The 11,752-nt window shown below is 64.3% G+C and carries 13 protein-coding genes and 1 pseudogene; 5 read left to right on the top strand and 9 right to left on the bottom strand.

Annotated elements, in window-relative coordinates; translation table 11 throughout:
• From BLX42_RS23635 to BLX42_RS23615, 5 genes and pseudogenes are all read left to right on the top strand, one after another.
• A pseudogene (locus tag BLX42_RS23635) lies at positions 1-90 on the top strand (3,4-dihydroxy-2-butanone-4-phosphate synthase); the annotation flags it as partial.
• A 177-nt stretch (positions 91-267) separates the two neighbouring features.
• Positions 268-510: an exodeoxyribonuclease VII small subunit gene (locus BLX42_RS23630; RefSeq protein WP_008092375.1), complete on the top strand. Its 243-nt coding sequence runs from the start codon at positions 268-270 to the stop codon at positions 508-510.
• The gene (ispA, locus tag BLX42_RS23625; protein ID WP_115273474.1) at positions 507-1,394 is read left to right on the top strand and encodes a (2E,6E)-farnesyl diphosphate synthase; all 888 of its coding nucleotides are present in this window, start codon (positions 507-509) and stop codon (positions 1,392-1,394) included. Before BLX42_RS23630 ends, ispA begins: the two co-directional genes overlap by 4 nt.
• A 111-nt stretch (positions 1,395-1,505) precedes the next feature.
• Positions 1,506-3,401, top strand: coding sequence for a 1-deoxy-D-xylulose-5-phosphate synthase (gene dxs / locus BLX42_RS23620; protein WP_119688196.1), 1,896 nt, complete (start codon positions 1,506-1,508; stop codon positions 3,399-3,401).
• A gap of 122 nt (positions 3,402-3,523) precedes the next feature.
• Positions 3,524-5,395, top strand: coding sequence for a TonB-dependent receptor domain-containing protein (locus BLX42_RS23615; RefSeq protein ID WP_161872783.1), 1,872 nt, complete (start codon positions 3,524-3,526; stop codon positions 5,393-5,395).
• Here BLX42_RS23615 and BLX42_RS23610 read toward each other — a convergent pair.
• The 9 genes from BLX42_RS23610 to ribBA all read right to left on the bottom strand — a co-directional run bounded on the left by BLX42_RS23610 (position 5,373) and on the right by ribBA (position 11,747).
• Positions 5,373-6,185: a cobalamin-binding protein gene (locus BLX42_RS23610; RefSeq protein WP_161872782.1), complete on the bottom strand. Its 813-nt coding sequence runs from the start codon at positions 6,183-6,185 to the stop codon at positions 5,373-5,375. The two genes, BLX42_RS23615 and BLX42_RS23610, sit on opposite strands and share 23 nt — an antisense overlap.
• A complete protein-coding gene (locus BLX42_RS23605; protein WP_046785101.1) occupies positions 6,185-6,604 on the bottom strand; it encodes a hypothetical protein in 420 nt (139 codons plus the stop codon). The genes BLX42_RS23610 and BLX42_RS23605 overlap by 1 nt, the downstream gene beginning before the upstream one ends.
• Positions 6,601-7,218 carry a GTP cyclohydrolase II gene (gene ribA / locus BLX42_RS23600; protein WP_012312515.1) on the bottom strand — a complete coding sequence of 206 codons (618 nt, stop codon included), beginning with the start codon at positions 7,216-7,218 and terminating at the stop codon, positions 6,601-6,603. Before ribA ends, BLX42_RS23605 begins: the two co-directional genes overlap by 4 nt.
• Positions 7,219-7,352: 134 nt before the next feature.
• Positions 7,353-8,096: an ABC transporter substrate-binding protein gene (locus BLX42_RS23595; RefSeq protein ID WP_046785100.1), complete on the bottom strand. Its 744-nt coding sequence runs from the start codon at positions 8,094-8,096 to the stop codon at positions 7,353-7,355.
• 16 nt (positions 8,097-8,112) lie between these two features.
• Positions 8,113-8,616, bottom strand: a complete 504-nt coding sequence (locus tag BLX42_RS23590) for a phosphatidylglycerophosphatase A (RefSeq protein ID WP_046785099.1) — start codon at positions 8,614-8,616, stop codon at positions 8,113-8,115.
• A complete protein-coding gene (gene thiL / locus BLX42_RS23585) occupies positions 8,613-9,572 on the bottom strand; it encodes a thiamine-phosphate kinase (protein ID WP_161872781.1) in 960 nt (319 codons plus the stop codon). The genes BLX42_RS23590 and thiL overlap by 4 nt, the downstream gene beginning before the upstream one ends.
• 18 nt (positions 9,573-9,590) lie before the next feature.
• A complete protein-coding gene (gene nusB, locus BLX42_RS23580) occupies positions 9,591-10,091 on the bottom strand; it encodes a transcription antitermination factor NusB (RefSeq protein WP_012312511.1) in 501 nt (166 codons plus the stop codon).
• Complete coding sequence (gene ribE, locus BLX42_RS23575; RefSeq protein ID WP_043210219.1) at positions 10,088-10,564, bottom strand: 6,7-dimethyl-8-ribityllumazine synthase; 477 nt, start codon at positions 10,562-10,564, stop codon at positions 10,088-10,090. Before ribE ends, nusB begins: the two co-directional genes overlap by 4 nt.
• A gap of 91 nt (positions 10,565-10,655) precedes the next feature.
• Complete coding sequence (gene ribBA / locus BLX42_RS23570) at positions 10,656-11,747, bottom strand: bifunctional 3,4-dihydroxy-2-butanone-4-phosphate synthase/GTP cyclohydrolase II (RefSeq protein WP_046785097.1); 1,092 nt, start codon at positions 11,745-11,747, stop codon at positions 10,656-10,658.
• Positions 11,748-11,752: the final 5 nt, after the last annotated feature.

Genomic DNA, 11,752 nt, shown 5'->3' with positions numbered 1-11,752 from the left:
GCCCGCCAGTACAATCTGCCGGTGCTGACCATTGCCGAGCTGGCACGCTGCCGCGAGGCAATGGTGGAGCTGGAAGCTATGCCAGCCTGATTGATCGACGGGGCCGCTTTGCGGCCCAATCGCCGGCAAGCCGGCTCCAACAGGTTCAGCACAGCCTTCTGGCATTGTGCTGTACCTGTGGGCCGGAAAAACCAACCTCAAGTTTGCTCCCCCCGCCCCGCTCTGCTAGTGTCGCGCCGTTCTGAACAGCCACCGAGACCCGTCGCCATGGCCCGCAAAAAAGCCTCCATCGATTTCGAGCAATCCCTCGCCGACCTGCAAGCCCTGGTCGAACGCCTGGAGAACGGCGAGTTGTCGCTGGAAGACTCGCTGGCCGCCTTCGAGCAAGGTATCGCCCTGACCCGCGATTGCCAGGGCGCCCTGGCCCAGGCCGAGCAAAAAGTACAGATACTGCTGGAACGCGACGGCGAGCTCGCCGCTCAGCCCTTCGATGCGGAGCCAGAGGCATGATCGGCGCCTACCAGGCCAGCAGCCAGGCGCGCGTCGATGCGGCCCTTGAACCCCTGTTCATTGCGCCCACCAAGGAGCTTGAGCGGCTGTACACCGCCATGCGCTACAGCGTGATGAACGGCGGCAAGCGCGTGCGCCCGCTGCTCGCCTATGCGGCTTGCCAAGCGCTGGGCGCACCGGCCGAGCAGGCCAACGGCGCCGCCTGCGCGGTGGAGCTGATCCATGCTTATTCGCTGGTGCATGACGACCTGCCGGCCATGGACGATGACGACCTGCGCCGTGGCCAGCCGACCACCCATAAAGCCTTCGATGAAGCCTGTGCGATCCTCGCAGGCGACGGCCTGCAGAGCCTGGCCTTCAGCGCCCTGCTCGACCCCCGGCTGAGCCCGCAGCCCGACGCCATCCGCCTGGCCATGGTCCAGGCCCTGGCCAAAGCTGCAGGCCCTGCCGGCATGGTCGGAGGCCAGGCCATCGACCTTGGCTCGGTCGGCGTGAAGCTGGACCAGCAGGCCCTGGAGTTCATGCACAGGCACAAGACCGGCGCGCTGATCGAAGCCAGCGTGCGCCTTGGCGCCCTGGCCAGCGGCCGCGCCGAGCAGGCGCAGCTGGACGCCCTGCAGACTTATGCACAGGCCATTGGCTTGGCATTCCAGGTGCAGGACGACATCCTCGACGTGGAAAGCGACACCGCCACCCTCGGCAAGCGCCAAGGTGCCGACATCGCCCGTGACAAACCGACCTACCCGGCCCTGCTTGGCCTGGAAGCGGCCAAGGCCTACGCGATCGAACTGCGCGACCAGGCGCTGGTCGCACTTGAAGGGTTTGGTGAAAACGCAGAACCTCTGCGGGCGCTGGCGCGCTACATCGTCGAACGCCGCCATTAAGAAGCACTGGTTCCAAACCCGCACACAGGGGGCTGCAACCTCTGGTCGAATGGGCACTTTTCCCACAATGGGGTAAACTGCCGCGTCTTAACATCTATAACGACTCGCCTGATGCCCACGACGTTTCAAGAGATCCCCCGCGAACGCCCGGTCACGCCGTTGCTCGACCGCGCTGACACGCCTGCCGGCCTGCGCCGGCTGGCCGAAGCCGACCTTGAGCACCTGGCCGACGAGCTGCGCCAGGAGCTGCTCTACACCGTGGGTCAGACCGGTGGGCATTTTGGCGCCGGCCTGGGCGTGATCGAACTGACGATCGCCCTGCACTACGTCTTCGACACCCCGGACGACCGGCTGGTGTGGGACGTCGGCCATCAAGCCTACCCGCACAAGATCCTCACCGGCCGGCGCAACCGCATGCTGAGCCTGCGCCAGAAGGACGGGATCGCCGCCTTCCCGCGCCGCAGCGAGAGTGAGTACGACACCTTTGGCGTCGGCCACTCCAGCACCTCGATCAGCGCCGCACTGGGCATGGCCATTGCCGCCCGCCTGCAGAACAGCGCGCGCAAGTCGATTGCAGTGATCGGTGACGGTGCCCTGACAGCCGGTATGGCGTTCGAGGCGTTGAACCACGCCCAGGAAGTCAACGCCGACATGCTGGTCATTCTCAACGACAACGACATGTCGATCTCGCGCAACGTTGGCGGGCTGTCCAATTACCTGGCCAAGATTCTTTCCAGCCGCACCTACGCAAGCATGCGCGAGGGCAGCAAGAAGGTGCTGTCGCGCCTGCCAGGTGCCTGGGAGATTGCCCGCCGCACCGAGGAATACGCCAAGGGCATGCTGGTACCCGGCACCCTGTTCGAAGAGCTGGGCTGGAACTACATCGGTCCGATCGATGGCCACGACCTGCCGACCATGATCGCCACCCTGCGCAACATGCGTGACCTCAAAGGCCCGCAGTTCCTGCACGTGGTGACCAAGAAGGGCAAAGGCTTCGCGCCGGCCGAGATCGACCCGATCGGCTACCACGCCATCACCAAGCTCGAGCCTGCCGACAAGCCGGCCGCGCCGAAGAAGGCCAGCGGGCCGAAGTACTCTGCGGTATTCGGCCAGTGGCTGTGCGACATGGCCGCTGCCGACAACCGCCTGGTGGGCATCACCCCGGCAATGAAGGAAGGCTCCGACCTGGTTGCCTTCAGTGAGCGTTACCCCGAGCGCTACTTCGATGTGGCCATCGCCGAGCAGCATGCCGTGACGCTAGCGGCGGGCATGGCCTGCGAAGGCAGCAAGCCGGTGGTCGCGATCTACTCGACCTTCCTGCAGCGCGCCTACGACCAGCTGATCCACGACGTGGCGGTGCAGAACCTCGACGTCCTGTTCGCCATTGACCGGGCAGGCCTGGTCGGCGAAGACGGCCCGACCCACGCGGGCAGCTACGACCTGTCGTACCTGCGCTGCATCCCGGGCATGTTGGTGATGACGCCCAGCGACGAGAACGAACTGCGCAAGATGCTCAGCACCGGCCACCTGTACAACGGCCCGGCAGCGGTGCGCTACCCACGCGGCACCGGCCCCAACGCGCCGATCAGTGGTGACCTGGAACCGCTGGAAATCGGCAAGGGCGTCATCCGTCGTCAGGGCGAAAAGGTCGCTTTGCTGGTGTTTGGCGTGCAGTTGGCCGAAGCCCTGCAGGTTGCCGAGAAAATCAACGCCACCGTGGTCGACATGCGTTTCGTCAAGCCGCTGGACGAGGCACTGGTGCTGGAGCTGGCAGGCAGTCATGAGCTGCTGGTGACCCTCGAAGAGAACGCCATCATGGGCGGTGCGGGGGCTGCGGTGGGCGAGTTCCTGGCCAGCCAGGCCGTGATCAAGCCGCTGCTGCACCTGGGCCTGCCGGATATCTATGTCGAGCACGCCAAGCCTGCGCAGATGCTGGCTGAATGTGGGCTGGATGCGGCCGGCATCGAAGCTTCGGTGAAGGCCCGCATGGCCAGGCTCGGCCTGTAATCCCTGGGGCCGCCTTGCGGCCCATCGCGACACAAGGCCGCTCCTACACAGGACCGCGGAATCCTGTAGGAGCGGCCTTGTGTCGCGATCGAGGGCGCAGCCCTCGCAAACTGGTACTGCCCATGAAAACCTCAACCTTCGCCACCCTGCTCTGCCTGCCCCTGCCGCTGCTGGCCGCCGAACGCGACGACGCCCTGAAGCTCCCCGACGTGCTGATCAGCGCCAACCGCCAGGTCGAATCACGCACCGCCACCAGCGCCGCCAACACCGTTTTCACCCGCAACGACATCGACCGCCTGCAACCGACCAGCGTCACCGACCTGCTCGCCCGCGTGCCGGGCGTGCAAGTCGCGCCCACCGGTGGCCGCGGTAGCCTGCCGGGTATCTTCATCCGCGGCACCAAGGCCGCGCAGAGCCTGGTACTGGTCGACGGCGTGCGCATCGCCAACGCCACCTCGGGCGACAGCGGCCTGCAGTTTCTCGACGTCGACCAGATCGAGCGTGTCGAAGTGCTGCGCGGCTCACGCTCGGCGATCTACGGCAGCGATGCCATCGGCGGTGTCATTCAGATCTTCACCCGTCGCAGCAACGGCACGGGCCTGCAGCCGCGCCTGCGCATGGCGGCAGGCAGCAACCAGACCTGGCAACGCAGCCTGGGCCTGTCCGGAGGCGAGGGCGCGACCCGCTTCAACCTGGGCGCCAGCCTGGACGAAACAGCAGGCATCGACTCGACCGGCCCGTCCTTCGCCAGCGACGGCGATCATGATGCCTACCGCAACAAGTCGTTCAACCTGAGCCTGAGCCACACCTTTGGCGAACGTTTCGAAGCCGGCCTGAACCTGCTCGACAGCCAAGGGCGCAGCGAGTACGACAATCCGTTCGGTGGCTTCGACCCGGTCACCTTCGAAAGCTTCGGGCAAAAGCCCTACACCGACTTCAGCGTCAGCAGCCTGGGTACTTACTTCGATGCACAGCTCAATGACGTGTGGCATTCACGCCTGGAGCTGGGCCATAGCGAAAACCGCGACGACAAGCGCGACAAGCTCAGTGACGAACGCTCGGTGTTCAACACCTATCGCGACCAGGTCACTTGGCAGAACGACCTGGCCCTGAGCGAGCGGCAGAACCTGTTGATCGGCGGCGACTGGTACGAAGACCGCGTGCACGCCAGCACCGATTTCAGCGAAGACAGCCGCTGGAACCGCGCCGCTTTCATCCAGCATCGCTTGCGCGGCGAGCACGTCTCTACCGAACTGGGCGTGCGCCGCGACCAGAACCAGCAGTTTGGCGGCCAGACCACATGGAGCGGTAGCCTGACCGTGCCGCTGAATACGCACAACGATGTGCTGCTGTCCTACAGCGAAGGCTTTCGTGCGCCGACCTTCAACGACTTGTACTACCCGCAGTACAGCAACCCGCAGCTGGACCCGGAGCATTCCAGAAGTTACGAGCTGCAATGGCGCAGCCAGCTCAGCCGCGACAGCCGCCTGGAAACTTCGCTGTACCGTACTGACCTGAGCGATGCGATTATCTTTGGCCAGGACTCGATCCCGCGTAATGTGGCCTCGGCGCGTATCAACGGCGTGGAAATGGCACTGGAGCAACAGTGGGGCCAATGGCGCAGCCAGCTGGGCCTAGCGTTGATCGATCCGCGTGATCGTGACAGCGGCCACACCCTCGCCCGTCGCGCAAGGCGCACCTTGAGCCTGGACCTGGACCGTCAATTCGAGCGTTTTACGGTAGGAGGCAGCTGGCAGGCCGTCAGCGCCAGTTACGACGACGAGGCCAACCGCAATCGCCTCGGCGGCTATGGCTTGCTGGGCCTGCGCAGCAGTTGGGCAGCGACCGACGAGCTGAAGCTGGAACTAAAGCTGGATAACCTGCTGGACAAAGGCTACAGCCGTGCGCTGTACAGCTACGATGGCGCCAGCTACGGCTACCGCGAAGAGGGCCGCACGGCCCTGTTCAGCGTCACCTGGACGCCGGCGCTTTAGCTTCGAGCAGCGCACACAAGCGGGCGGTGGCTTCGATCATCTGCCCGCTGGGCCGCTCCAGGCCCTTGTCCGGCACCACCAGCAGACGATCACCGGCCACAGCGCCCAAATCTGGCCAAGCCTTCCAGCTTGCCAACTGCCCCTGGTCGCCAGCCAGAATCACCTGCGGATCGCGCATCAGCACTGATTCCACATTCACTTGCGGTGCCGGCTGGCTCAGGTCGGCAAAGATATTGCGCGCCCCACACACCGCCAAGGCATCACTCACCACCTGTCGCCCACCCAAGGTGTACAGCGGCCGGTCCCAGACCTGATAGAACACCCGTAGCGGCTGTTCACGCCGATAGTGCTGACGCAGTTGCCGCAACCGTTCACGCAGGCCTCCCACATACTGCCGCCCCTGCTCTGCCCGCCCTACACGCACGGCAATGGCCTCGATCTGTTCAAGCAGTTGCTCAAGGTCGTGGGGTTCTGCACTGTAGGTCGCGATACCCAGGCGCGTAAGCTGATCGCGCTGGGCCGGTGCCACGCTGCCGGGCCAGAGCAACAGCAGGTCAGGCCTGAGGCTGAGCAGGCGTTCCATGTCCAGTTGCCCCTGGCGCCCTACCGAAGGCAGGTTACGCAGCGCCGCTGGGCGCTCGCCGCCGTCGAGCACGCCCACCAGCAGGTCATCGGCCTGCAGCTCAAGCATGATTTCGCTCATCGAAGGCGCAAGGCTGACCACGCGCAGAGGCTCGCCAGCCTGGACGGTACAGGCCAGCAGCGCCAGCAGGCAGAGCAGGCGGCGCATCACCCCAGCTGACGCGGGATGCGGTAGAGGTAAAGCACCACCACTGTGGATAACGCCAAGAGGATTTGCGGCACAGCTTCGAGCCCTACCAGCACCGACAGCGCGGCGACCCAGGCAGGGAAACAGGCGAACAGCATGGCCATGCGCCGCACCCGGGCCAACTCGATCCAGGCAGCCGGCTCTTCAGCCGTGCCAAGCAACTTGGAGGTGGCGATCAAAGCACGCTTGTAGGCGCCGAAACGCGGCAGGCTGAGGAACATGGTTGCCGCACCGGCGATGAACAGCGGCATCGCCAGCACCGGGATCAGCGCATCGCCACCGCCAAAGGCCCAGGCCATCACCGGCAGCGGTACCAGGCCAACCGCCAGGTATTGCCACCAGGCCAGCGCCAGGCGCCGCTTCACCTCGCTGCGGGTCACGCCTGGGGGACCTCACCCTGGTGTTCGTTACCCAGCATGTGGCCAAGCTTGTCGGCCTTGGTCGCCAGGTAGTAACGGTTGTGCGGGTTATGCCCGGTATGCAGCGGCACGCGCTCGGCAACCTTGATGTTCATGTCGGTCAGCGCCTTGACCTTGCGCGGGTTGTTGGTCATCAGGCGCAGCGATTTCACGCCCAGGTGCTCGAGCATCGGCAGGCAGATCGCGTAATCACGCTGGTCGGCAGCGAACCCCAGACGCTCGTTGGCCTCTACAGTGTCGGCACCACCATCCTGCAACTCATAGGCGCGGATCTTGTTCAGCAGGCCGATGCCACGGCCTTCCTGACGCAGGTAAAGCAGCACGCCGCGCCCTTCACGGGCAATGGCCTGCAGGGCGGCTTCCAGTTGCGAGCCGCAGTCGCAACGCTGGCTGAACAGGGCATCGCCAGTCAGGCACTCGGAGTGCAGGCGCCCCAACACCGGCTCACCGTCGGCGATGTCACCCAGGCTGAGCACCACGTGCTCACGGCCGGTGGCTTCGTCGAGGAAACCATGCATGGTGAAAGTCGCGAAGGGGGTCGGGAGTTTAGAGGCGGCAACAAAGACGACGGGCACGTTGTGCTCCTGGATAAGTAGGAAAATTCTCGTGAAGCGATTGTATCAGCAGGTCAGCGCCTGTGCGCTGGCTGAATACCGTGGGTTAAGATCGAAAAGTTCGATGTTCGGTTAGCCTGTGGCAGCCCATGGTGCTATTGAGGCTTGCTGTCGGCAGTAAAGGGATACGGCTGTTTCCAGTGCTGGAAGATAGGCTTCAACTCGCCGCTGCGTACCAGTTCAGCCATGCGTCTGTCGAACAGTTCACGCAGGGCCTTGCCGTGCTCGTTGCGGGCAAAGGCCAGGTACAACGGCAGTTCGGCGACATGGGTCCGCCGGAACCGTTCTGGCTGAGAGGTTTGGCCAAGCACGTAGTCAACTTCGGTCAGCGCATCGATGTAGAAGTCCACGCGATCATGCTCAAGCATTGGCAGGATGCCTTCGCGGCGCTGAATCTCGCGCGACTCCTTTACGTTCGGCAGGTAGCTGCCGTAATCGTAGCCACGCACCCAGGCCAAGCGATACTGACCAACGGTCTCCAGGGTAGGCACCGGTTTGCTGGCAAGCCCCAGCGCATAGATGTGGTCCATGTCGAAGTGCCAACGCGGGTAGAGATTGTCGTCGTTCTCATCCTTGTAGGAACCGACCCAGGCATCGGCTTCGCCGCGTTTGACCAGCCCGACGGCACGGCTGTAAGGAGCACTCTTTGCCACCACCTTGACGCCGGCAGGCTCGAAGACCTTGCGCAAGACATCCCAGGCCACGCCGGTACCATCGGCATTGGTGTAGTCCAGCCACTCTTCACTGACCAGATGGACCTGTTTCGGTACGCCTTCGGCCGCCAGCGCCCCATGGGCAAAGCTGAGCATCATTGCCAGCAGCACAGTCCGAATGGCCATCAAAGCGCTCCCTGTCTCAGCCTACCGCCCACACCAGAACCTGCATGCCCAGCCAGGCGAACACGCCGGCCAGGATATCGTCGAGCATGATGCCGACACCGCCGTGCACATGGCGATCGATCCAGCGAATCGGCCATGGCTTGAGGATGTCGAAGAAGCGGAACATCAGGAACCCCGCCAGAATCCACTGCCACCCTTGCGGCACAAGCCAGAGGGTGATCCACATGCCGACCATTTCATCCCAGACAATGCCTTCATGGTCGTGCACGCGCAAGTCATTGGCGACTTTACCGCACAGCCAGAAGCCGAACAGCATGGTGATGCCCAGCAGCAGCCAGTAACCCCAATCGGGCAGCATCTGCCACAGCGGGATGAACGGAATGGCCACCATCGAGCCCCAGGTGCCGGGTGCCTTGGGCAGCGTGCCCGAACCGAAGCCGAAAGCGATGAAGTGCCACGGGTTGCGCCAGACCGATGGCGGAACGAACTCCGCAGGCACCTGATTGGGGTGGTCGGTCACGGTGTCTCCCTAAAGTGTTGATAGCCCCGCTGTACGGGAGTGATGTCCTGGCCTTGGGGGTCACGCAGGGTCACGCCCTGCCCTTGGAGCACTCGGCCGACGACATGTACGCCGGCGTCCGCCAGGGATGAAAGCGCCTCAGGCGGCAGGGTGAACGCCAATACGTAATCGTCGCCACCGGTGAGCGCCGCCTGCACCGCCGCGTCGCGGCCGAGAAAGGCCTCTAGTGCAGGAGACACTGGCACCTGCGCCAGGTTCACCTCAAGGGCGACGCCGGAGGCCTTGGCGATGTGCCCACAATCGGCAAGCAGGCCATCGGAAATGTCCAGCGCCGCCGTCGCCCGCCCGCGCAAGCGCCGGCCCAGGCCGAGTTGAGGCAGCGGCGACCAGTAGTGGGCCAGCAGGGGCTCGGCCTGCTCGGCAGGCGCTTCCCGCTCGCCCAGCACCAACGGTAACGCACCGGCTGCCTTGCCCAGCACGCCCCCCACACACAGCAGGTCACCCGGCCGGGCACCGCTGCGGCGCAGGGCCTGGCCAGCGGGGACGCTGCCCAAAACAGTGACGGTGATGCTAAAGGGGCCGCGAGTGGTGTCGCCACCAATCAGGCTCATGCGGCAACGCTGGGCCATGCGGCTGAGGCCGTCGGCGAAGGCGGCGAGCCAGTCGGGACCGACATCGGGCAGGGTGAGGGCAAGGGTGAAGCCGATGGCATTGGCGCCCATGGCTGCAAGGTCGCTGGCCGCCACGGCCAGTGAGCGCTGCCCCAGCAAGCGCGGGTCACAGACCGTCGGGAAGTGCACCCCGGCAACCAGGGTGTCGGTAGACACCGCCAACTGCTCGCCCGGGGCAAGCTCGAGCAAGGCGCAGTCGTCGCCAATGCCCAGCGCCACGCCCTCACCGCCCTGCGCACAGGGCGCGGCGGCGAAGTAATGGTTGATCAGCTCGAACTCACCCATGGCTCGACAGCGCCAGGATCAGCGCTTGTTCGCCTTGACTTCTGCTTCGCGCAGCGAAGGTGCCAGCTTGTCCAGCACGCCGTTGACGAACTTGTGGCCGTCAGTGGCGCCGAAGACCTTGGCCAGCTCTACGCCTTCGTTGATCACAACGCGATACGGTACATCGACACGCTTGATGAACTCCCAGGTGGACAGGCGCAATACGGCCAGTTCGACCGGGTCGAGCTCTTCCAGGGCGATGTCCATGCACGGTTTCAGCGCGCTGTCGATTTCGCTCTTGATGGCCGGAACCCCATGCAGGATTTCGCGGAAATAGGCGCCATCTACATCGGTAAAATCGTTATCGACCCGGAACTGCGCTTCGATCTCGTTCAGCGAATGCTGAGCCATGTGCCATTGGTACAGGGCCTGGGTCGCGAGCTTGCGGGCTTCGCGGCGCTTGGCGCTCTTCGATGGCTTGCCGGCATCCGCAGGTTTTGGATCGCGCGGGTTGAAACGATCGCTTTCGTCGCTAATCACTTGGCCTCCAACTGCGCCAGCAGGCTGACCATTTCCAGAGCGGACAGGGCAGCTTCAGCACCTTTGTTACCGGCCTTGGTGCCGGAACGCTCGATGGCTTGCTCGATGGAGTCGACGGTCAGGACACCGAAGGCCACCGGCACACCGAACTCCATGGACACCTGGGCCAGGCCCTTGGTGCATTCGCCCGCCACGTATTCGAAGTGCGGGGTACCGCCACGGATCACTGCGCCCAGGGCGACGATCGCGTCGTATTCACCTTGCTGGGCGACTTTCTGAGCCACCAGCGGGATTTCGAACGCGCCCGGGGCACGGATGATGGTGATGTCGCTTTCGCTGACACCGTGGCGTACCAGGGCATCAACGGCACCGCTCACCAGGCTTTCTACGACGAAGCTGTTGAAGCGGCCAACCACCAAAGCATAGCGACCTTTGGGGGCAATGAAGGTACCTTCGATGGTCTTCAGGGTCATTCCGATGTTCTCATCTTCAAGAGCGAGGCCGCGCTCTGGCGGCCTCGGGAGGGTTTGGACTCGAGCGTGAGGGCGCAAGCGCCGCCTCAAGTCACTCGGAGGGCACGTATTCTACAACTTCCAGATCGAATCCGGATATCGCATTGAATTTCATCGGCGAACTCATCAGGCGCATCTTGCGCACGCCAAGGTCACGCAGGATCTGCGAACCGGCACCCACAGTGCTGTAGGTGGTCGGTGCCTTGGTCGGTGCATCGCCTGCGCTTTCGCGGATATGTGCCAGCAGCACATCGCCATCCAGTGGGTGGCCCAGCAACAGCACCACGCCGCTGCCGGCCTCGGCAACCGCGGCCATGGCGGCGCGAAGGCTCCAGCGGCCAGGCTGCTTGACCAGCAGCAGGTCGCGCAGCGGGTCCATGTTGTGCACACGCACCAGGGTCGGTTCTTCGGCGCAGACCTTGCCCAGGGTCAGGGCCATGTGCACATCGCCTTCCACGGCGTCGCGGTAGGTGACCAGGTTGAACTCACCCAGCTCACTCTCGATCGGCTGCTCGGAAACGCGCTGCACGGTGCGTTCGTGGATCATGCGGTAGTGGATCAGGTCGGCGATGGTGCCGATTTTCAGGCCATGCTCGGCGGCGAACACTTCGAGCTCGGCGCGACGCGACATGGTGCCGTCATCGTTCATCACTTCACAGATCACGCCGCTCGGCTCGAAACCGGCCATGCGCGCCAGGTCGCAGGCGGCCTCAGTGTGGCCGGCGCGTGCCAGGGTACCGCCGGGCTGGGCCATCAGCGGGAAGATGTGGCCCGGGCTTACGATGTCTTCGGCCTTGGCATCCTTGGCGGCTGCGGCCTGCACGGTGCGTGCGCGGTCGGCCGCCGAGATGCCGGTGGTAACACCTTCGGCCGCTTCGATCGACACGGTGAACTTGGTGCCGAAGCCCGAGCCGTTGCGCGGCGCCATCAGCGGCAGCTTGAGCATTTCGCAACGCTCGCGGGTCATCGGCATGCAGATCAACCCACGGGCGTGCTTGGCCATGAAGTTGATGTGCTCAGGCAGGCAGCACTCGGCCGCCATGATGATGTCGCCTTCGTTTTCACGGTCTTCGTCATCCATCAGGATGACCATTTTGCCCTGGCGGATGTCTTCGACCAGTTCTTCGATGCTGTTGAGCGCCACGCGGC

It is taken from the genome of Pseudomonas sp. SG-MS2 (assembly GCF_009933855.1).
Lineage (GTDB): Bacteria > Pseudomonadota > Gammaproteobacteria > Pseudomonadales > Pseudomonadaceae > Aquipseudomonas > Aquipseudomonas putida_E.
This window is presented reverse-complemented; position numbering and strand designations above follow the sequence as displayed.